Source organism: Clostridium puniceum (assembly GCF_002006345.1).
In the GTDB taxonomy this organism is placed as follows: domain Bacteria; phylum Bacillota; class Clostridia; order Clostridiales; family Clostridiaceae; genus Clostridium; species Clostridium puniceum.
Genome location: NZ_LZZM01000113.1, coordinates 23,573 through 45,487, shown reverse-complemented (window position 1 = coordinate 45,487; position 21,915 = coordinate 23,573). Strand labels below are relative to the sequence as shown.

The 21,915-nt window shown below is 30.3% G+C and carries 20 protein-coding genes; all 20 read right to left on the bottom strand.

The window, feature by feature from the left end; all coding sequences use genetic code 11:
- Window positions 1-16 precede the first annotated feature (16 nt).
- On the bottom strand, window positions 17-1,117 hold the full coding sequence (locus CLPUN_RS08770) for an alpha/beta hydrolase family protein (RefSeq protein WP_077846922.1): 1,101 nt from the start codon (window positions 1,115-1,117) through the stop codon (window positions 17-19).
- On the bottom strand, window positions 1,110-2,231 hold the full coding sequence (locus CLPUN_RS08765; protein WP_077846921.1) for an alpha/beta hydrolase family protein: 1,122 nt from the start codon (window positions 2,229-2,231) through the stop codon (window positions 1,110-1,112). Before CLPUN_RS08765 ends, CLPUN_RS08770 begins: the two co-directional genes overlap by 8 nt.
- 5 nt (window positions 2,232-2,236) lie before the next feature.
- On the bottom strand, window positions 2,237-2,494 hold the full coding sequence (locus CLPUN_RS08760; RefSeq protein ID WP_158078733.1) for an acyl carrier protein: 258 nt from the start codon (window positions 2,492-2,494) through the stop codon (window positions 2,237-2,239).
- A gap of 21 nt (window positions 2,495-2,515) precedes the next feature.
- Window positions 2,516-3,421: an amidohydrolase family protein gene (locus tag CLPUN_RS08755; RefSeq protein WP_158078732.1), complete on the bottom strand. Its 906-nt coding sequence runs from the start codon at window positions 3,419-3,421 to the stop codon at window positions 2,516-2,518.
- 62 nt (window positions 3,422-3,483) lie between these two features.
- A complete protein-coding gene (locus CLPUN_RS08750; RefSeq protein ID WP_077846918.1) occupies window positions 3,484-3,888 on the bottom strand; it encodes a holo-ACP synthase in 405 nt (134 codons plus the stop codon).
- Window positions 3,889-3,992: 104 nt separating this feature from the next.
- A complete protein-coding gene (locus CLPUN_RS08745) occupies window positions 3,993-4,274 on the bottom strand; it encodes a TIGR04076 family protein (protein ID WP_158078731.1) in 282 nt (93 codons plus the stop codon).
- A 69-nt stretch (window positions 4,275-4,343) separates the two neighbouring features.
- Window positions 4,344-5,060 carry a DUF169 domain-containing protein gene (locus CLPUN_RS08740; protein WP_077846916.1) on the bottom strand — a complete coding sequence of 239 codons (717 nt, stop codon included), beginning with the start codon at window positions 5,058-5,060 and terminating at the stop codon, window positions 4,344-4,346.
- Window positions 5,057-6,145, bottom strand: a complete 1,089-nt coding sequence (locus CLPUN_RS08735; protein WP_077846915.1) for a DUF362 domain-containing protein — start codon at window positions 6,143-6,145, stop codon at window positions 5,057-5,059. Before CLPUN_RS08735 ends, CLPUN_RS08740 begins: the two co-directional genes overlap by 4 nt.
- Complete coding sequence (locus tag CLPUN_RS08730) at window positions 6,126-6,452, bottom strand: carboxymuconolactone decarboxylase family protein (protein ID WP_077846914.1); 327 nt, start codon at window positions 6,450-6,452, stop codon at window positions 6,126-6,128. Before CLPUN_RS08730 ends, CLPUN_RS08735 begins: the two co-directional genes overlap by 20 nt.
- Before the next feature lie 24 nt (window positions 6,453-6,476).
- On the bottom strand, window positions 6,477-6,842 hold the full coding sequence (gene acpS, locus CLPUN_RS08725) for a holo-ACP synthase (RefSeq protein WP_077846913.1): 366 nt from the start codon (window positions 6,840-6,842) through the stop codon (window positions 6,477-6,479).
- 20 nt (window positions 6,843-6,862) lie between these two features.
- Window positions 6,863-7,300: an SRPBCC family protein gene (locus CLPUN_RS08720; RefSeq protein ID WP_077846912.1), complete on the bottom strand. Its 438-nt coding sequence runs from the start codon at window positions 7,298-7,300 to the stop codon at window positions 6,863-6,865.
- Between the two features lie 46 nt (window positions 7,301-7,346).
- Complete coding sequence (locus CLPUN_RS08715) at window positions 7,347-8,135, bottom strand: cyclase family protein (protein ID WP_077846911.1); 789 nt, start codon at window positions 8,133-8,135, stop codon at window positions 7,347-7,349.
- Window positions 8,132-8,659: a TIGR04076 family protein gene (locus tag CLPUN_RS08710; protein WP_077846910.1), complete on the bottom strand. Its 528-nt coding sequence runs from the start codon at window positions 8,657-8,659 to the stop codon at window positions 8,132-8,134. Before CLPUN_RS08710 ends, CLPUN_RS08715 begins: the two co-directional genes overlap by 4 nt.
- A gap of 31 nt (window positions 8,660-8,690) precedes the next feature.
- Window positions 8,691-9,920, bottom strand: a complete 1,230-nt coding sequence (locus CLPUN_RS08705; protein WP_077846909.1) for a beta-ketoacyl-[acyl-carrier-protein] synthase family protein — start codon at window positions 9,918-9,920, stop codon at window positions 8,691-8,693.
- A gap of 16 nt (window positions 9,921-9,936) precedes the next feature.
- Complete coding sequence (locus CLPUN_RS08700) at window positions 9,937-11,202, bottom strand: beta-ketoacyl-[acyl-carrier-protein] synthase family protein (protein WP_077846908.1); 1,266 nt, start codon at window positions 11,200-11,202, stop codon at window positions 9,937-9,939.
- Window positions 11,203-11,905: 703 nt separating this feature from the next.
- Window positions 11,906-12,637: a LytR/AlgR family response regulator transcription factor gene (locus CLPUN_RS08695; protein ID WP_077846907.1), complete on the bottom strand. Its 732-nt coding sequence runs from the start codon at window positions 12,635-12,637 to the stop codon at window positions 11,906-11,908.
- 452 nt (window positions 12,638-13,089) lie between these two features.
- Window positions 13,090-13,878 carry a TetR/AcrR family transcriptional regulator gene (locus CLPUN_RS08690; protein WP_077846906.1) on the bottom strand — a complete coding sequence of 263 codons (789 nt, stop codon included), beginning with the start codon at window positions 13,876-13,878 and terminating at the stop codon, window positions 13,090-13,092.
- Between the two features lie 36 nt (window positions 13,879-13,914).
- Window positions 13,915-15,252, bottom strand: coding sequence for a glycosyltransferase (locus CLPUN_RS08685; RefSeq protein WP_077846905.1), 1,338 nt, complete (start codon window positions 15,250-15,252; stop codon window positions 13,915-13,917).
- A gap of 694 nt (window positions 15,253-15,946) precedes the next feature.
- Window positions 15,947-19,414, bottom strand: coding sequence for an InlB B-repeat-containing protein (locus CLPUN_RS08680; RefSeq protein ID WP_077846904.1), 3,468 nt, complete (start codon window positions 19,412-19,414; stop codon window positions 15,947-15,949).
- A 315-nt stretch (window positions 19,415-19,729) separates the two neighbouring features.
- A complete protein-coding gene (locus tag CLPUN_RS08675; RefSeq protein WP_077846903.1) occupies window positions 19,730-21,856 on the bottom strand; it encodes an N-acetylmuramoyl-L-alanine amidase family protein in 2,127 nt (708 codons plus the stop codon).
- Window positions 21,857-21,915: the final 59 nt, after the last annotated feature.

Genomic DNA, 21,915 nt, shown 5'->3' with positions numbered 1-21,915 from the left:
ACTTTTATTCCAAATATTATTTCTCGTTAAATATGTTGCATATCCAATCTGCCATTTTAGTACGGCTTTCTTTAAAATGATTTAGTAATGCATGAACACCTTCTGGATATACTATAAATTTCTTTGTTGCCTTAATCTCTTCCATGATCTTTTCTGCATCACACTCTTCAACAAATACATCTTTACTACCGTGCATAACCATAACAGGACATTTAATATTATGAAGAACATTCTCTAAAGATATAGTTGGTGCAAATTCTTTAAGTTCATCGTAACCTTTTAAATTATATACATGGATAACCATTTTTTTCAGAGCCATAGGTACGCTTTCTTTAGTCCAAGATTCTAAATAGTAAAATGGAGAAATTGCAACACAAGCCTTAAATCTGTCATCACTTGCCGCTGAACGCAATGCTTGATATGCCCCCATACATTGTCCTGCAATAGCTATACGATTTTTATCAATATCTTCACGTTTTTGAAGAAAATCCATTGTAGCTTTTGCAACATTTTCAAAATTATTATCCATATGAATATTAGAAAATAATATTGATTCGCCTTGACCAGGACCATCTATAATTAATACCGCTACACCTCTCTTTATAAAATATTCATTAAATGTATGATATTCTTCTTTAGTTGAATCTGCACCATGAATAACTACTACACATGGTGGCTTATCAATATTCATAGGCTTCCAAAGATATCCTGAAACTTCTGTTTCTTTATAAGGAATTCGTACCTTTTGCAACTCACCATCAAAATACTTAGCTGCTTTTTGATAACATAATATTTCTTGTTTATATGAACTTATTTTTTCTTCATTTGTTTGATATATGATAACATGGGATGTTCTATAACAGTTAGAAGCTAATAAATAATATTCTTTAGCTGAAATAAAAAAACTTTCCTCTTCTGACTTTTTTGCAAGCTTTTCATATTCATCACCTAATTTTATCCATTCATTGTACCAACTTTTTCTATCATACGCATTTGCCATAACTTTTTCTATATCTGTATATTGAGCTCCATTAAAAATAAATCTTGGAATCATATTTTCCATGACTTTCATAATTTTAGTATTTGCATCATAATTATAATTACTTTCTTTAATCATTTCTCTCTTTCCTTTCACTTAATAATTTTAATTTCATCCAATCAATCATAAATGGACGAACTTGAGGAATAATATCACTACAACAGTGTACACTGCCATTATATATCTTTAACTCTTTTGGACATGTTGCTTCATCATAGATTTGATTAGCTTCAGATGCTGGAACTAAAAAATCTCCTGTACTATGAACTATAAGCATAGGGCAATTTACTTTTGATATAATTCCTTCTAAATTAAAATTCTTTGCTTTATCTTTTAATTCTTCAAAAGTCTTAACATCAAATGCATACATAAACAGCTTCTTAAAAGAAGTCGGTATATTATCTCCTAGCCAAGTATCAAGGTAGTAAAATCCTGAAAGAGAAGCACATGCCTTAATTCTTGGTTCATAGGCTGTTGCAACCATTCCTAGATATCCTCCTAGGCATTGTCCCCACACACCGATACTATTTTCTTCTATTAAAGGATGTTCCTGCAAAAGATCGACCGCAGCAGAACATACTTTTGCATAATAGTCTTTATCTAATGTAATACCATTCAATCTAGTCTCAGCTTGTCCAGGACCATCAAAAGTTAAAGTTGCAATTCCTCTTTTCCAGAAAGCTAAACATATATTGTGTGTCTCTTCTTTTGTTGAATCTGTTCCATGTAAAACAATAACAGCTGCCATTTTTTTCGAATTTGATGGCATTGTTAAATATCCAGTAAATGATTGTTCTCCAACTGTAATTTGAACTACTTCAAAATAAGGATATAAAATTGAACATGCTTTCTTATAACATTCTGCTGATTTTTCATATAGCTCATGTTTTAATGGTGTATCTTTAAATATTATAAACTGAGCAGTTCGATAATAATTAGATGCTAAAAGCCAATATTCTCCAGCAGTTTCTATATTGTTTTTGCTATTTTCAATTTCTGCATTTTTCTCATAAAATTTTGCAATATTTGTCCATTCCCTATACCAACTTTCATGATCATAAGCATTTTCAAAAATTCTCATAACATCAGCATAGCTAGCTCCATTGTTAATAATTCTAGGAATAATCCATCTAAAACCATTCAACTGATTTTTATTTTCTACATTACATGCCTCATTTATAGATTCAACCATTTAATTTAAGCCTCCTGTGAACTATTTGCATCAATTGTATTTACTAATAAGTTATAAAGATCTTCAACATTAGCTATTTTCTCTACATTTTCCTTATCTAAAGTAATCGTAAATTCTCTTTCAAGTTGCATCATGATACCAACTGTATCTAAAGAATCAATATCGTAATCATAAGGAAAACTTTTCTTCATATCAATCTCTGTTGCATCTATTTCCAATCTTTCTGCTAATACTTCTCTATACTTTTTTTCTAATTCATTCATGTTATTTCCTCCATTCATATACTATTCTCCCAAAAGCTGAAGTGCATTTTTATATAAAATTTGATCTTTTTCTTTATCTGAAATATTTAAACTATTTATTATAGAAACATATGAATCTATATTTTTTACAGCTGGAAAATCAGTGCCCAAAAGTATTTTATTTGCTCCAAGAGTCTTAATCGAAAATTCAAGTAACGATGAATCTTTTGTGCAAGTATCAAAGTATACATTCTGTAAAATATTTTGAACATTACTCAAATCCAAATTTTTGTGAAATGTCTTGCTTAGGTCTTCAATTCTTGGAAATAAAAATGGAAATGTTCCTCCTAAATGTGAAAACACTAATTTTACATCTTTGTAATGTTGTAAAACTCCTGATAATATAAGTCGTACAATGCATACAGTTGTATCAAATACGAAACCAAGCATTGGAGTAAGACTATATTCTTTCAATCTGTCTGCACCAATTGGGCTTGATGTAACAGGATGAATATATATAGGTTTTCCCAGTTCAATTGATTTTTCAAATAATGGCCAAAACATTTTATCATCCAAATATTTACCATTATAACTTGATGAAAGTGAAAACCCACATAGACCAAGATCTAATATGCCACGTTCCATCTCATTTAAATAATATTTGCTATCTACAACAGGGTATATAGCTACTGTCGCATGTAATCTTTTATTTTTACTACTAATTTTATACATGTTATCATTAAACTCTGTTATTTTTCTTGGTATATTTTCAATTGGAATGTTTTTTATATATGTTTCTATAGGGTAAGTTACTATCTCATCTGTAATATAATCTGATTCATTATGTTTATTTTGTCGAGCATTATAGTTATACCAAGCTTCTGTGTAAAAAGGTGATGAATCTGTATATTCTTTAGGTAGATAGTGACTGTGTGAATCAATTACCATGTTCAATCTCCTCCCCAACATAATGTTAATTATTTACGGATGTCAAAATCAACATTAAATTGTTATTCTGATATTGCAATTGTTATTACTTCCTCTCCAAAAAAACTAAAAGAAGAATATATTTTTTTTCCACCTATATCTTTAAATCTATTAAGCCCACTTTGATATAGATTAATTGTTTCAGATTTGTTTTTATCATATTCTATGGATATATGTGTCCATTTTATTCCTACAATTCCTGTTCCTAATAATTTTGAAATAGACTCTTTCATAGAGAAAATACATGCAAGATAGCCTATACTAGTTTTATTCTCCTTATAGATCTCCAATTCTTTATTTGTATAGATATATCTTAAAAAATGCTCACCTAAATCATTATTTAACTTCTGTATTCTTGAAACTGTTTCTGTGTCTATTCCTAGATAAATTTTATTTTTATATTCTATTTCATTAGTGAAATTTATCATACTAATCTCCCCCAAAAGATAAAGTAATGTATATCTCCTTATTTGTGAATAACAAATAAATACTTATATATAATCAGCACATAAATAACATCCAATCTTTAGAATTATTTATCAACATTATCTGATAAATTTTCAAGTTCAAAAGTTACAAGAGAATTAGAATCAGGACAAGTTACCTTTACCTTGTTTTTATCTTTCTCCCATGGTATTCCTGCATTACACCAAAATGGAAGTACCAAAGGATAAACAGCATGAAATGCTGTAATACATAATCCTTCTGGACATCCTCTCCCAAACTCAAAAGTATCTCCAACTTTATGCCCTGCAGGACAATCATTTTTAACAACTTCTTTAACTGTTAATCTAAATTTTCTATCACCTGACATTACTATATCAACCTCCATTTATTGAAAATTTTTGTTATATAAAATCAATTTAATATTATGAGCTATATATCAGCAATTTATCTCCCAAGTACCTTTTAGTTGTTCTTCTTCTTTTAAATATGGAGCATTGCAATTTCCCCATATACAATGTTCAATACTCTCTGATAAACCGCTTATTTTAAGTGCTGGAATAGCTATAATTAATTCTGATGAATTAAAAGCTGCTATTTTTCGTGCTGAGTTGTCAATAAAGCTTACATGAAGTTCACCTGTTGTCATAGGAATTCCAATTGCAGATGAACAAGCAGCAGCATAACTATATATTTTTTGAGGCTTTCCATTAAAAAATGCATTTAAGCCTAAAAGTGTTGCGCCTTGTTCTACATTACATACGAATAAAATTAGATCCGGTAATTTAGTGCATTTATCTATAGAAGTCAGTGTTACATACTTTCCTAGTTGAGTTGGTGGTTCTGGACTATTCCTCAAAGCTGCCATAGAAGTACATCTATTAGCATATGCCTTTTCAATATCTACCCAAAACTTATGAGCTTCTTGAGGTTTATTAATAAGTCCAAGAAAATATGCTCCACCTCTACATTTACAATTTTCTACTGATATTGCTACTTCTTTACCATATCGAGCATCCTGAATGCTCTGACAGATAACTTGATTTTCAACATCATATCTACCATCTTCTATCACATCACAATAAGTAATTGCTATTGGATTTCCTTGCATTTTTATAAGATCCTTAAGTTTTATACAATCTTTAATTAACTTCAAATATTATCATCCTTTCCTGCTAGCATATTGGGAATACTAGCAACTTGAATAGGTTTGGGCGGACATCCATTTATATGCGGCAAAGAATGTTTAGCTGCAAAGTTTTTTGTACAGTCTCCATAGCAAATTATTTCATTATTATGAGATTTTAATTCAGCTTCTTTTCCTGCTAATACAGTAATGGGTTTTACAAACTTTGTTTTATCAGCTCGTGCAAACCCTCCTGCAAAACTTTCAATACAACCACTGCAGGCTCTCATATTATAGAAATTTATATTTTTAAATGATGCATATTTATCCTTAGGTTTTTTAAATATTTTTTTCACTTCATCTATATTAAGTCCTAATATTTGAATTTTTTCACATGGCGGAATATAATCAATCTCATCTTTATCAAATCCCATTATGCGGTATGCAACATTGTCCACTTCAATCAAGTCAGTTCCTGCTATTAATAAACCCATATCTACAGGATCTCCTGCACGTCCTGGTCCATCTCCCTCCAGTGCAATAATCCCATCAATTATAGTTAAGTCTGGAGTAACTATTTTAGATAATTCATAAACTGCCTCGTGAAGGTAATATTTCAAGTGAAATTTTCGTTTATCGTTCGGAAGTAATAGACCTTTTTGATTTTTCATTCCAAGACTAACTTTAGTCTCGATATGAGTTTTCATTTTTGCTACATTTATATATTCATGTGTATCTATTAATTTAGGCAATTTTAACTTTCCATATTTCCACTCATGCTCTATTCTCTCTGCTTTATCTAAATTAATTAGCTCAATTCCATACATTTTAGCAATAGATGAGTAATCCGTCATTTCAAAAACCTTCTGTGTATCCTGAGCAACAGAGGAACCTTCCCCTATAACCACTTCGCATCCTTGTTCTTGAAATATTTCCACTAATGCAGATATAAGTAGTGGATGGGTAATTACACCTGTTTCAGGCGGTTGTGGGGCTACTATATTAGGTTTTAAAAATATTTTTTTCTTTTGAGGTTGATAGCTTATTTGATTGAATAGTTTTTTTAAATTGTCTTTTACATCCTCTAACTGTGATTTAACTATTCCTACACTCATTGCAGTCCTCCAATTCAACTACTACAGGTAGACAATCCATAATTGCACCTATTCCTGCTATTGGAATTGCCTGAGACATAACCGATATTATATCTTCAATACTGGCTCCTTCATCTAATGCTCTGCGTCCATGTGCTTTTACTCCAAATGGTGATTTTTGTGCTGTTAATAATGCTACCATAACCAATTCTCTTGTTTTTGCATCTATAGTTGATGATTCTGATATGTTTTGCATCATATTAGCAAAAGCCCCTTGAACTTGTGGTAATTTATCAGAAAATATTTTCATAATCTCTTTTGGTTCCATTTATTATCACTCCTATTAATTTTCTTATTTTTGCAATAGTACAAAAGCAGTGGCTATATTTTTAGAATGAGATAAACTTAATATGGATTCATGTAATTTCATTTTATTAAAAAATAGAAGTGCTTCACCATATAATATGATATTAGGTTTTCCTAATTCATCATTAACTATCTCAATATCTAAGAAATTAAATATATCTGGTTCACCCGTTGCTTTCATCCAAGCTATTTTAGCAGCAAACCTTACTGCTAGACTTCCATTATTTCTTTTTTCGCAATATTTTCTTTCTTCAGATGTAAATATATCATTAATAAACTTTTCTTTATTTATGTTTATAATTTTATTAAATTCAGTAATCTCAAAGACTTTTAACCCTATACCTTCAATCATCTTTTTTCCTCATTAAAATATCAGCTAAGTTTTCCTGATTCTATTAATTGTTTCATATTAATCATATTTTTTTGTGAGTGTTCATTTATTAATTGAATTACTTTATCTCCCTCTAAATTTGCCTTTTCATCAGTATCAAAATATTGAGCCCATATCATTTCTGTGCCCCCATTAACACATTTATAAGACCATACAATCTGCATGTATTTAAAAGGAAATAACGGATCTTCTCTCTCAGCTGTAGCAACATAACTTTTTTCATCAATAATCCTAGATGAACACCACGAATTAGATTGTTCATTAGTAATTTCAAAGCTAACCCTTTTACCTATTTGAGATAAAATCTTTACCTTAGTATACTCATCAAACATTTCAGGCCATCTTTCTAAATCATTTGTAATCCTAAAAATTTTATCAATATTTTCATTTATAAATACTGAATTATATGTTTCAAACATTCATCTCTCTCCTTTTTCAACTGAATTTATTTTTATTATTTAAAAGTTAAATAATTGCAACTACCCTTGACCATGATGCTCCTGAATTCGCAATTTTTATTGGGAAACACATAACCTTAAATCCAAAAGAATAAGGTATATTACTTAAATTAACTAAACGCTCAATATGCAGGTATTCTTTCTTCCTTCCATACAAATGTGATGGCCAAAAGTACTCCTTCTTTTTTGATAGTGAAAAATCATCAACCATTTTCTTAAAAGGTAAATCAAAACCAGCAGTATCAATTCCAATTATTTTTACTCCATGACTGCAAATATATTCTGTAGCTTCTTCACTCATTCCAGGATGCGAACTTAAATACTTGAGTGTTCCCAAATATCTATCATATCCTGTCTTTATTAATACTATGTCATATTCTTTTAGCTCATACCCAATATCATTCAAACAATTTTCGATATCAGAGCGTGTAATTAGTCCGCATTCACCTTTATAAGTCAAATCTAATACAACCCCATCACTATAGCACCACTCAAGTGGTATATCTTCTATTGTTTTAGCTGGTTTTCCTTCACTTGTGCTTCCAAAATGATAAGGTGCATCTATGTGTGTTCCACAATGAGTTGAAAATTCTACTATTTCATTAGCCAAAAACTCTCCATCTGGGATATCTTTTGATTCAAATTTAATTGTGTCACTAAAGAAACCTAACTCTGCTAATTCTTTTACAAGAATATTAGTTCCTGTCTTGTGATCAATCCTTTTTATGGTTACTTTTTGAGGTTCATTTTTAGTATCATTTATTACCATGCTAAGATCTATTATTTGATGCTTCATTGTGCACCTAACCTTGAACAAATCTCTTCTGATAATTGGCTAATTGTATAATCTTTTAATTCACAACTTTCGAAAGATAATCCAAAATTTTTTTCAATATGAATTATTAATTCTACTACTTCTGTTGAATCCATATCAATATCTGTTGATAGAATTGATTCCGGTTTTATATTATCTTCATCAATTCCTATTTTGATCAATGTATTCTTTATTTCAGTATAAGCCTCTAAACCACTTCTTTTTTCTGCATTCATTATATTAACTTCCTCCTTACCTTGCTCTACTTTTATTTCAAATATTACTTTTCCTCCATCAGCACATGTTGCATTAATTATATCCGTCGATGGTAATTTTCCTCCAAAATTAAGCATATTTAGATATGGAAATAAAGCATGATATGCCCCTCCACAAAACCCTTCTTTTGGAGTATGTAATCCATTTAAAACTATCTCTTGCCCCTCTTTAAAACCATAATGACAAAATCCACTAACCTTTTTCACTTTTAACTTAAAATTTACTGACATATAAATTTCTCCTTTCTCATATTAATAATATTTATATAAATTTTTTAACTAAAAGCGAAGCATTTACTCCATCTTGCCCTCTAGAATTTATCAACGCATTTTTAATTTCACATTTTATGGGCTTATTTGCTATATAGTTAAGATCACACCCATCTGCTGTAGAGGTAAAGTTTATCGTAGGCGGTACCATCCCATTTTCCATTGCCATAATAGTAGAAACCAGATCCACTGGAGATGATGCACCATAAAGATGCCCATAAGCTGATTTAGGCACACTAATTGGAATGCTTTCAGAATTTTCTCCAAAAACTTTTTTGATAGAATCATTCTCAAGCTTGAAATCATTTTCAGTGCCACTTCCCTCTGCGCATATATAATCAATCTCTGAAGGTGATGCTTCCCCACGTGCTAATGCTTTAAACATAGATTTTGAAAGACCTTCACATAATTCAAAATCTTCTAGACTTGAGTCAGTATATGCTGCATATCCTGCTAATTCTGCATATATATGAGCTCCACGTTTTATAGCATGTTCATATTCTTCTAAAATAACTATTCCACTTCCTTCTCCAAGTACAATACCATTAGGATTCTTATTAAATGGAGTATATGCCTTTTTAGGATCACTTTCTTCAGATAAGCTACCTGATGAGTAATAACATAACATGGCGTATGGCGCTATTGGTGCTTCTGTTCCTCCTGCAACCATAACGTCTGCCTGTCCACTTGAAATCATACGCATTGCCAATCCTAATGCCATCATTCCACTAGTACGATCTGCTACAGTTGTTTTACTTATCCCTTTAATATCATATATTATTGAAATTAAACCTTGAGCTGCTGCTGGAAACCATGCACTTGCTTGATATGGACTTACCATACCCTCTCCTTCTTTGTATAAAGAATATAATCCTTGTTCACCAAATTCCCATCCACCAACATTATTTCCAATTGAAATACCTATTCTATCTCTATCCTCAGCTTCCAAAATTAAATTTGCATCTTCAATAGCCAATTTTGTAGCTGCAACTGCTAAGTGAGAAAAACGATCACTCTTTCTAATCCATCTTTTACTCATAAAATCAGTAGCTATAAAATTATTAATTTCTCCTGCAACTTTTATAGGTACATCTGTTGTATCAAATCTAGTTATGTTTTTGATACAACATTCTCCCTTTGAGATTGTATCCCAAAAATTATTTTTCCCTATGCCTGCTGGACTAACAACACCTATCCCAGTGACCACAACTTTTCTTGCCATTTACTTCACTTCCTCCTTACACTACTTTCTTTATATACATGGCTGAATGAATACCTGAAAAACCACTTGCTGTAATTAAAACTGAATCTATGTTAACTTCTCTTTTTACATTTGGAACATAATCTAAGTCACATTTTTCATCTTGATTTTTATAATTTATTGTAGGCGGAGCTATATTATTATTCATAGCTAATAATGCTGCTGTTAATCCAATACTACTAGCTGAAGCCAAAGAATGTCCTATCATAGACTTTGAAGAGCTTATAGGTATTTTATAAGCTTGTTCTCCTAATGCATATTTATATGCAGCTGTTTCAAATGCATCATTTTGAGGTGTTGAACTTCCATGTGCATTAATGTATCCTATATGTTTATCTGTGCATTTTCCTTCTTCAAGAGCTTTAGATATAACTTTTCCTAATGCTACTCCATCTGGTGGTAAATCAGTCATATGATATGCATTATTTCCGCTTGAAAATCCTACAATTTCTCCATAAATATATGCACCTCTTTCCTTGGCATGTTCAAATTCTTCTAAAACTATCATCGCACAACCTTCTCCAAGTACAAAACCATTACGTTTAGCATCAAATGGCCTTGAAGCTTCCTTAAAATTTTCATTATTTTTTGTAAGTGCATTTATAATATCAAAAGCGGCAAAAGACATAGGTGCTAATGGAGCTTCACTACCACCTGCAATCATAATTTTAGCTTCACCAAACTTGATTGTGTCATATGCAAAACCAATTGAATCTAATCCAGATGTACATCCTGTTGAAATAGTAGTGCAAATGTTTCGGCAATCAAACTTCTTAGATATACATCTTGCAGCAGTATTAAACATTGCCGCTTCATAAAGACTTGTTCCATTACATTCAAACTTCAAATTAGTTTTGCCCTGCTCTGTAAGATCATAGAAAACTGAGTCTAACAAAGGAGTCCCACCTATTGCTGTAGCAAATGAAACTCCAATATCATCCTTGTTTATTGTCTCAATATTAATTTTAGAGTCTTCTATTGCCATTTCTGCTCCTTTTAAAGCAAATTGAATATAGCGTTCCTTGTCTATAATATATTCATCTGGTATAAAATTGTCTATCTGTGCATTCACTCGTGATTTAAGTTTTGGTAAATCATCTATTCTACTATATGACCCAGGCAACTCCTTAATATTAAGCGGTTTTAAAAATGATTTTCCATCACAACAATTCTTCCAAAATGCTTCTTTACCTATTCCATTTGGTGATATTACACCTATACCTGTTATTACTACTCTCTCCATACCTTCCCTCCTAATAAGCTATTCTATATTTTTCTCTTTTATTATTCAAATATATGCCATTTATGCTAATTGATATAAAAGAATTTAATTATTAGCATAATTTTGACACAAAAATTGGAATAATGAAATAGTTTTGTAATTAACTAGAAAAAAAATGACATGAATTTCAAAAAAAAGTATATATATTTTTTTTCATACCTATTTTTCTATTTTTCATACCCAATATTTTGTTTTATAAAATCTATTGGTTCATTATTTTAAAAGAAGGTTTTGTTTAGTGTAATTTGAATGTATGCAAAAGGCATGACCACAAGAGATATAGCAACCCAAATTAATGATATTTATAGAATGGATGCAAAAAATTAAAGGCTGGAAGTTTAAACTTTACCTCCAACCTTACTAAATGATCATATTACTTTTTAAAGTTTACACAAAAGTCTTTACAGACTCGTGAAAAATATAAACTTAAATTTCTATATATCAAGGAACAAATATACTTATATCCATTTTAGCAATTTTGACTTTTATATATAAACATTATTTTAAAGCTAACACTTCATTAATTAAAATTGTAATTATAATGCAACATATAAATTATACACTAAATAAGTATACTGAATTTAAATAACTGTCCATAAGTCAGCATATATAACTCCTCATAATGAGATTTATTTCTATGAAATATAATAAAATTGTACTGAATTTAATTAACATTCAGTGCATTATCTATTACATATTTATATTTAGAACCAATAATTGCACTAAATTCATAATCTTGAAATAAAACGCTCCAGGATGTAGATGAATATCTTTTAATCTCTTTTATGTAATTAACATTTATAGCAAACGACTTATGTGATTTTATAATAAAAGATTCATTAATTTCTTCCAAAGCTTTTTTTAGTGATAATCTACTTACTTCAAAAATTTCATTTTTAGTATGAATAATGCATGTTCTTATATTAACTTCTATAAAAATAATATTAGATGTAATTACTATTATATCTATACCTTTACTATTAAACTTAACTTTTCTCTCTCTATTATAATTATATTTTCTATCAACTATAACTTCACTAATTATTTTCGCAATCTCTATTACTTCATTTGGTTCATATGGTTTTAGTATATAATCATAACAATGAACTTCTTTAAATGCCTGAATCATATAATTTATATTCTTTGTTAAAAATATAATCGAACTTATTTTATATCTTTCCATACTTCTAATTGCTAAAGCAAAATCTAATCCAGATGATTGTCCATTAATATCAATAAAAAATAAATCTATATAAACATCTTTAGAGATTCTTAAAGACTCCTCTCTACTACCTGCCTTATATATTTTTAAATCTAATCTTGCTTTGGACAATATATTATCAAGAAGACTTACTTTTTGAATTTTACTATCTTCAATAATTAGTACATTAATCATAAAATCATCCTTCTTACTTAATACTTACTACTTACTACTTACTACTCAATTATTAAATATCCTATATAATTAAAACTTCTGCTGTATCAATGTTTACATTTATTGCATAAATGCATAACAATACTTTTTATATTTATGTCATACATAATTTTAAAAATTCAAATAATAAAATTATTCATTATTTGTTCCAATTTCCACTTAGATTCATTTCATAAATCTAAATTCTAAAGCTAAACTTCTATGCATAAATATAACCATTATTAAAATTATAAAAAAATAGGAATTATATATTTTAAAATCTAAAAATAAAACTAAAAGTGATGTTGATTATATTCTTGATTCATTATCTTCAAAACTTTATTTATATAAATTAGATTTCACCCCAAAAGTAATTTTATTATTTGCTGCGTTGTTAACCTCCATTATCATAAAGTAAATCTTTTAGATTGCTGTTAATCATTTGCTTTTAAAGAATTTACAAACAATCTGGTAGCATAACTTATTATCATATCATCGTTAAATTCTTCATCCATCTGATTTATTATCTTTCCAGTTATTACGAAAGAATATAATAGTCCAAAATATGACCTGGAAGTAATTTTCGGATTACTGCATCGAATTATTCCTCTTTGGGATAATTCTTTAAGATATTTAGAAAATTTTTCTGAGATTTTATTTATCCCAAAATCATACATTATTTTTCCTAGATTCGGAAATCTTGAAAAATCGGTTATTACTACTCTTATAAGATTTAATCTATCTTCATCCTTAAACATTTCCATAAATATATGACCTACTTTTTCAAATGTCTCCTCTAAATTTTCATTTGTATACACAATATCAAGATTATCTAAATTCTTTATGATAGCCGGTTCTTGAAATATCGCTGAAAAAAGTTCCTCTTTATTTTTAAAATATTGATATAATATCGACTTTGTAAAACCATATTCTAAAGCTATTTGATCCATGGAAGTAGAGTTATATCCATTTTTTCCAAAAAACGATAATGCTATCTTTAGAATTTCGCTTCGCCTTTTATCATACCTAGGTCTATAGTTCTCCACTTCAGGAATATTTAAACTCTCAAAAAGTTCTTTTTTTCCACGAAAACTTGCATATATAGTACCTACTGAAACTCCTGCACCCTTTGCTATATCAGCGACTTTCGTCTCTTTATATCCCTTTTCAGAAAATATTCCAATTGCAACATCTTTAATTTTATTTATATTGTTTTTTTGCATATCTGTTAATCCTTTACATTATTATTTTTTATTACATTATTCAATATAAACTTTATTATCAATGAAATTCCATATAGCTTCTGCTGAATTTCTTTTTCCATCTATATCTTTAACTTTTTTCTGTAATCTCTTAGCATTTTTTCTATACGAATAATTATTTTGAATAGTTCTAATCGCAACTTGTATATTTGAAGCCCTCCATCTATTAATCGGAATACGTATTCCTGCTCCATTTGCCACTATATTGTCAAGATTAATTTGCTGTTCTGGCTGCATAGCCACCCCAACTATAGGAGTTCCACTTGCAATAGCTGTCTGAACTGTTCCTTGCCCTCCGTGGCATACAACTACATCTACCATAGAATTTATAAGTAGTGCTGGTACAAATTTATCAGTAACATATATGCCATCTAAATTTCCTATACAATCTAAAACTTCACTAATAGAACATACTGATGGTGGAGCTAAAATTAATGCATTCCATTTATAATCTTTAACTGATATTATTGCTTTAATTGCCTCTAATAATTGTTTCTTAGTACCAGAGCTGCCCATAGTACAAAAAAGCTTCAATTCACTTTTATCATCCTGCAGAACTTTCTTAATTAGTGGGTCAACATCTACATTAATTTCATTTGGCGAATACAGTGGTCCTACAATCTTAAAGTTCTCTGGAATTTTTTCTCCCTTATAGAATTCACCTAAATCATTAACAATAGTTAAATCTGCTTCAAGTAAATCAAAAATATTTTTAAGCTTATAATTTCTTAAACCACATAACTCAGCAGCTTTTAAAATGTTACCTTGTTTCACTATTGGAGCTTTTAATTTTAAAGTTTTTGGTATTAACTTTACCAAAGTATGACGCAATGATATAGGTAAATAAGTCAATGCTTTTAGTTGATCTGGGATGTCCTTCATCAAAAAAGATCCAAAAATATCTTCTTGAAGAGGAATAGGTAAGAAACATATACTTGGTATTGATTTGTCAATAATCCTTCGGGCAATGCTTGCAAATGGCCAAAATCCATATATTATCAAATGCGGTTTCAGTTCTTTCAATGCTTTAATTTCACCTTTTAATAAATCTATAGCTAATTCTTCATCTCCAACAAAATTAGTAGTACTAGGTTTTAAATCTGCATGAAAGCCAATCCCTCCTAACTTAGGCTCACATTTATATATTTTAAATCCACTGTTAATTATTTTTTCCTCAAACTTACTTCCATGAGATAAAAATATTATCTCTAAATTTGTTTTTAGAGGACATATATCTCGTATACCTTTTGCAATTTCTAAAGAACGAGTAGCTTCTCCTGCATCTTGAAGTGCAACTGAAACAATAATCTTTAAATAATTATATTTTCTCTTCATTAAACTCCTCCTCTTATAACTTTAAATATACTTTCTGAATATATACTGATCGGTATATATATATTCATTTTATTATATTAATCATAGCATATCAAGATAATAAAGTAAATAAATCCATTTTAATACATTTTAATCGTTATATTATTATTATATATATCCCTCTATAACTTCATATTAAAACTCTTTATTGGATTAATTAATTACCTAACTTAAATTTCCCTAGCACTAATAGCAGTTGGTTATTAAAAATCATACATTCTCTCAAGATTATTCTTAATAAAACTACATCACTTTTCTGAAACTAGAATTCAATGCAATAAAGAGCCGGCTAGGAAGTCTTCATGTGAGTCTTTCATGTAGCTTTACCCTTCTGGTGAATACTAATTTACATATATAGTTATCTTTGAGTATACTAGAATAAGAGTTGTAACCATGTGTCACAATTTAATGGTTATCTAGTAATATATACCTTTGCTAGAGTCATGTTAGAAAATATTTTATTGAAAGCATTCCATAAGATAATTGAAGATTTTTCTTATGCCTCGATTTCTACTATCTGTATATATTTTTACTCGCAATATACCAATTTATTTTATAAAAAAACAGTAGATAGTTTTGTTTTTGCACAAAACCATCTACTGTCCCATTGTCTTACATTAGAATAATAATTTCTAATGTAAGACAGCTTTTTAAATTACTGTACCTTAATGATTAATGAAGTGTATCCTAATACATTTCCTTTACTATCTAACCATTGATAATATTGGGTAATATCTTCTGTTAGTTTAGTCCAACTACCTGCTCCATACATAGCAATTGGAATTGCTTCACGATATACTCCTGTAGCACTTAATGAAGTTGTTGATGCTGTCTTCAAACCATCTAAACTTCCAGCTACTTTCACATTTGTTGCAGCTGTAATTGGCGTAAAGTTCATTCCTACATATGCAAGCTGTGGATTTGTAGATGGAGCAAGTGTTCTTATCTTTTCTAATACAGCTGTATTAGTTATATCTACAACCTTAATATTAACTACACCAGCTTTCAATGAGTCAATTGAAGCTACTTTTTCATATAAATCAGTTAATACATTAACTGCTGCAGTAGTTGTTACTGTTGCATTATTTGCATCAGTAGTTGTTACTAAATACGTAATTGTATCAGAACGTACAAGTGTTGCTTGTGGTTTTGTCCTAATCACATTAACTGCATAATTTCTAGTAGTTCCATCTTCTGCTGTAACAGTATAGGTTACTGTATTTGTGAAATCAACAAATGGTCCATTTATACTTTTTCCAGTAATTGCAGTTGTTGCTACTAAATTATTTACTGGCATTTCTATTGGAGTAACGCCATCTGCTGCCATAACTGTTGGTACAACTACTTTAATAGTTCCACTTGTACTTCCTTCAGTTATTGTGCCTTGATAATCAGTACCACCATAATTTACGCTAAAAGATGTCATTGTTTTTAAAGCACTTAAAGTTCTAGCAATATTGCCTGCTGATATAGTAATTGCTCCTTGTGCTGCTGATGCTGGGTTTGTAGCTCCTATACCATCTGTAGTTGACTTCTTCCTAATATATAACTCTTTACCATCACCAAAGCTTGTATCTGTCAATTCCTTGTAAGTTGTTGTTGATGCAAATGATTTTGCACTAGTCCAGCTTGGAGTATCTCCTGCAGTTACCACACAATATTCATACTGAACATTAGCTTGTAAATTTAATAATTTTATTGTGTTATCCTTAGCTGTTACCTCTGTATTTGGTGCTAAAGTTATACCACTTGGCGCACTTGGTGTACTTATAAAATGTATAGTAGGATTTACAGCTGGTTTTAATGTTGTTGTTCCTTGTGCTGGCGTAAACACTACATTAAGTGTATAAGTAGCTGGCGTTGTTTTAGCTACATTATCATAGTAGTCTTTTAATGCAGCAGCTTTAATTGTTATAACCTTATTAGTTGTATCAACTGAATATTGGTTATTAAGAGTCCATGTAGCTCCATTTAAAGTTACTGATTGAATTCCAGTAGCTTTCTTTGTTCCAGTTCCTAAAGTGTAACTAAAGGTTACATCGCTATTTACTGCTGATGACGTAGCATCAAAAATCACACTTCCACTTGTTGTTACAGTAGGTGCTATAGCTTGACTTACTGTTATTTTCTCTGTGTATATTGTTTTATTATTAAATTTTACTGGCAGCATAAAGCTAGTAATACTTGTTAATTTATATGTTGAGAAGTATCCTGGTGTTGTAATATTATTATCTGCAAATTGACTATAAGGAATATATCCATAAGTACCATCATTATATTTTACTTTTACAACTAAATTGCTAAGGTCTAATAAATCATCTAAAGCATAATTTAATGCAAATCCAGTATCTTTTTTAACTTCTACTAATTCTTGAATATTAGCTGTTTGAGCTTTTTGAACATCTAATGTAGTTGTAACTGTAATATTGCTTGGTAATATATATCCTGCTGGAACTTCAATTACAGCTTCTAAATTATTAACTCCTACTACACTTCCATTGAAGGTAGCGCCATTAGCCAAGCTCCATGCTTTAACATTAGCTGTTACTGTACCTCCTGCGTAATTTAAAGTAACTGTACTTGGAAGTATTCCTGAACTATTTAATAAACCTATATTCATTATATGTTTATCAGTATTTAAAATAATTGAACCAGTTTGAACTACTCCTGTTATTGGTGTTCTTCCATCTGTTTGTGGAGTTTGAACAATTACCTTAACTGTAGGATTTGGCAATACTGCAGTACTAGTATATCCAGTTGGTAAAGCTCCAAGTGTTGCACTTAAAACATAGCTGCTAGCTTGAGTTCCATCAAACGTTCCCGACCATCCAGTTATTGGAATTTCTATTTCTTTTACTGTTCCATCACTTAAGCTGCATGTAACTTTAGCTGTAGTTGGAAGTTTTCCTGATGCTTTTAATAATGCTAAATCTACAATATTTCCTGCATCACTAAGTACTACATCTGTTAGTCTTACATTTGGATCAAATGCAGTTATTTTTCCTCCAGTTGTATTTCCACCTGTGTTTCCACCAGTATTTCCTCCTGTGTTTCCACCATTGTTTCCTCCAGTATCTCCACCTGTACTAGTTTGTCCGCTTATTGTTACATTGTATTTTCCTGTAACCTTAGAGCCATCCTTAGCAGTAGCAACTACTACAACCGTTCCATTTGCAGCTGCTGTTAATACTCCACTGTCACTTATTGTTGCTTTTCCAGTTCCATTTTCTACTGACCATTTTACGTCTGTGTTACTTGCATCAATTGGTGATACCTTTGCACTCATTTTTAGAGTTCCAGCTTGTGTTGATATAGTATTTGAATCACTTGATATCACAATATCTTCTACAAGTACATTATCTGATGAGTTATCATCACCTGAATCTGACACTTCTTCCCATTGTGCATATAATGTAATATTCTTCTTTACAGTAAATGAATCATCTGAATCATAACTGTCACCATCTCCATTTTTCTTAGTGGTCCATTCAACAAACTTATAACCATTCTTTGTAGGAGTATATAAAGTCACCTTTTCACCCTTTTCAATACTCTTTGTTCTAAGATAATCTCCATCATCATCTTTAAAGATAACATCATATTTTATAAGATTTTGTGGATCTCTCGCTACAGTATCTGGGTTATTTGGTGATGAATCATCTTCACCATTTTCAATTAATTGATTAGGAGTATAAGGCATAACTGATTCTCCCGATATGTTATATGCTTTATTAGGTGTTGGAACATTAGTTCCTACAGCAACCCCTGCTTCATCAAAATTGTAATACTTTCCATCTACAACAGCATGTCCTTTTTGCATTGCCCCAGTATCTGATAATAAATAAATATTTCCATTAACTTGGATAACACCTTTTTGCATTATTCCACTACCATCTGCATAATACCATTGACCTTTATCATAAATCCATCCAGTTTGTAGTATTCCTGAATAATCATAAAAATACCAATTGCCACCGCTTTGCTTCCAATACCCACTACTTTGTCCATTCATTTGCTGCCAAGTAGAAAAATCCACTGCTGCTGCATTCGTTGACAAAAAAGTGCCCATTGTTGTTGTAATAACTGCTACTGCAATTATTTTTTTTAAAAAATCACTTTTCATTCAAACTTCCTCCTATGAAAACTTCCATATTATTTACTGTTTACCAACTAGTGATTAGTAATCACTAGTTATTACTTGCTAATTACTAATCAAAATTTTCAGCCTATAATCTCTTTACAACTCTAATTGTAATGGTTAATAAAATAATCTATATGTTAAATAGACATAATATAATTCATATATTTATTTTCGATATATTTCTATATAACTATAGTACTATAAAAAAAAGTTGTATACTAGAATTTTTCTCAAAAAAATCCTCTACATCCATAATTAATGTAGAGGATTCATTATAACTTTAAATAAATTAAACTATTAGCTTAAAGTTCCATCTGAGTTAAACACATATTTTTTTCCATTTATATATCTTGAACCTGTTACCATTATTCCATTAACATTGAAATAATACGTATTACCATCAACGGTAACCCACTCATTTTTCTTCATCTTGCCAGTAGCATCATCTAAATAACACCAGCCGTCAGATGCTTCTGCCCATCCTGTCTTCATTGATCCATCTGAATTTGTATAATACCAGCTTCCATCTGCTCTAAACCATCCTGTTTGCAGTTCTGCTGATGGATCTTTAAAGTAGTACCACTTGTCTCCTAATTGAAGCCAATCAACAGCAGATTGTCCATTGTCTTTTAAATAATGCCATTTATCTTTATATATTTTCCAAGTAGAAGTTGCCATAGCTCCGTCTTCATTGAAGTAATACCAATAATCTTCTATTTTAAGCCAATCTTTAGCCATCTTTCCATCAGCTTTTACATAATAAGTTTTTCCTCCAACATTAACCCATTCCATTTTTTTAACAGTTCCATCTTCTCCAACATAATACTTGTCACCATTGTCTTCAATCCATTGATTATACACTTGATATCCTTTTTTCTTATCAAAGTAACATCTTTTGCCATCAACTATTTGCCAGCCAGTTTCCATTGCACCATCAATTCTATTAAAGTAGTAAGTCTTACCATTGATTTTTTGAACACCCTTTAAACTTACTCCATCTTTATCATAATAATATTTATACCCATCTCTTTTGCCCCAGCCTTTTTCATTGTCAAATCTATCAAAAACTTTATCCCAAGCATCATCTACATCATCACTCTTATCATTAAGTGAATCAGATAAATCATCTATTGAATCACTTAAATCATCTATTGAATCAGTTATTCCAGTAACAATTTTGTTAATTCCACTCTTTTCTATAGCACCATCAACAATTTCTCCTATATTTTCCTTTATATTCGGAACCATAAGATACGAATCATTCTTTATCATATTTGTTACTGCTGCTGTTGTCGTTACAGGTAAATTAAGATCCTCAATTTGTTTTTCTAATAAAGTTTTTTCATATGCTCCAACTACCATATTATATTGATAGTTCTTATTTGATATTGTTGAATTATCTTTAGTCAAAGCTAAACTTAAAATTGAAAAGCTTGTTCCATTTACATCTAATTTATTGCTAAGAGTTCCTTTTAAATCAGTAACTCCACTAAAATCAATAACATTTAACTCTTTATTTACAGTACTTGCTTCTCCTTGCTGCATCTTTAGCATATTATAAACAGGATTATTTATTACATATACCTTGTTATTTGATGAATCAATAACATTAATGCTCATACCATCTCCAATAACTTTAGCACCATTACTTAAATCAATTGCCTTTTTATATAAGCTTGTACCTGTTGTTGGAGTAAACGCTAGCGCTGGAATTGGTGCTAGACTGTTATATTTTGCATTTCTAACATATGCATTATAAGTATTTACACAATATGAACCACCTTTACCTGTAGCGCTTTGTCCTACAGAATTTACTATAGACCCAACTAAGCCTTTAACTACAAAAGCTTGTGCCATAATTGTACCCGAGGCATTTTTCCCAGTATATTGGTATACTGGAATATTTTCAAATCTGCTTTTAATGGCACTTGGCAGTGCATCACTTAATTTTTGTTCCACCGTTGAAGCAATTATTCCTTTTACGATCTCTGTGGACATATTTAACTTAGCTGCCATCTGTGCTGCAACAGCATTTGTAATAGGTTCCTTAAGCTGTGACAAAACTGAAGTTGATATAGTGTTAACTGAATCATCAGATAGTGCATAAGATAAAGTTCCACAGGCTTCATTCACCTTTGAAGTTGCACCTTGTGCTGCAAATATATTACCCATTCCTTGTTCTAAACTATCATTTGCACTTGCCTCTGCCATTGTAATAAGTACATTTCCATCTGGAATTGCAGCTATAATATCTGCTGCTCCTGCTAATTTTACATTATTAACTTGTTTATCTGCATTTATTGCCAATTCATCATTTACTGAAGCATTCGCAATTTTAATAAAACTCGCTGAAATTGGTGCTACCGTACATATACTAGTCGCAATAAGTACCAACGCAACCACTTTATTTATTCTTCGTATCATAATTCATCGCCTCCAAAACATCTAATCATATTATACCATTTATACTGACTAGTTCAAGT

Coding starts and splice junctions, on each gene's coding strand:
- CLPUN_RS08770 (WP_077846922.1), bottom strand. CDS start 1,117: ATGATTAAAGAAAGTAATTATAATTATGATGCAAATACTAAAATTATG.
- CLPUN_RS08765 (WP_077846921.1), bottom strand. CDS start 2,231: ATGGTTGAATCTATAAATGAGGCATGTAATGTAGAAAATAAAAATCAG.
- CLPUN_RS08760 (WP_158078733.1), bottom strand. CDS start 2,494: ATGAATGAATTAGAAAAAAAGTATAGAGAAGTATTAGCAGAAAGATTG.
- CLPUN_RS08755 (WP_158078732.1), bottom strand. CDS start 3,421: ATGGTAATTGATTCACACAGTCACTATCTACCTAAAGAATATACAGAT.
- CLPUN_RS08750 (WP_077846918.1), bottom strand. CDS start 3,888: ATGATAAATTTCACTAATGAAATAGAATATAAAAATAAAATTTATCTA.
- CLPUN_RS08745 (WP_158078731.1), bottom strand. CDS start 4,274: ATGTCAGGTGATAGAAAATTTAGATTAACAGTTAAAGAAGTTGTTAAA.
- CLPUN_RS08735 (WP_077846915.1), bottom strand. CDS start 6,145: ATGAGTGTAGGAATAGTTAAATCACAGTTAGAGGATGTAAAAGACAAT.
- CLPUN_RS08730 (WP_077846914.1), bottom strand. CDS start 6,452: ATGGAACCAAAAGAGATTATGAAAATATTTTCTGATAAATTACCACAA.
- acpS (WP_077846913.1), bottom strand. CDS start 6,842: ATGATTGAAGGTATAGGGTTAAAAGTCTTTGAGATTACTGAATTTAAT.
- CLPUN_RS08720 (WP_077846912.1), bottom strand. CDS start 7,300: ATGTTTGAAACATATAATTCAGTATTTATAAATGAAAATATTGATAAA.
- CLPUN_RS08715 (WP_077846911.1), bottom strand. CDS start 8,135: ATGAAGCATCAAATAATAGATCTTAGCATGGTAATAAATGATACTAAA.
- CLPUN_RS08710 (WP_077846910.1), bottom strand. CDS start 8,659: ATGTCAGTAAATTTTAAGTTAAAAGTGAAAAAGGTTAGTGGATTTTGT.
- CLPUN_RS08705 (WP_077846909.1), bottom strand. CDS start 9,920: ATGGCAAGAAAAGTTGTGGTCACTGGGATAGGTGTTGTTAGTCCAGCA.
- CLPUN_RS08700 (WP_077846908.1), bottom strand. CDS start 11,202: ATGGAGAGAGTAGTAATAACAGGTATAGGTGTAATATCACCAAATGGA.
- CLPUN_RS08695 (WP_077846907.1), bottom strand. CDS start 12,637: ATGATTAATGTACTAATTATTGAAGATAGTAAAATTCAAAAAGTAAGT.
- CLPUN_RS08690 (WP_077846906.1), bottom strand. CDS start 13,878: ATGCAAAAAAACAATATAAATAAAATTAAAGATGTTGCAATTGGAATA.
- CLPUN_RS08685 (WP_077846905.1), bottom strand. CDS start 15,252: ATGAAGAGAAAATATAATTATTTAAAGATTATTGTTTCAGTTGCACTT.
- CLPUN_RS08680 (WP_077846904.1), bottom strand. CDS start 19,414: ATGAAAAGTGATTTTTTAAAAAAAATAATTGCAGTAGCAGTTATTACA.
- CLPUN_RS08675 (WP_077846903.1), bottom strand. CDS start 21,856: ATGATACGAAGAATAAATAAAGTGGTTGCGTTGGTACTTATTGCGACT.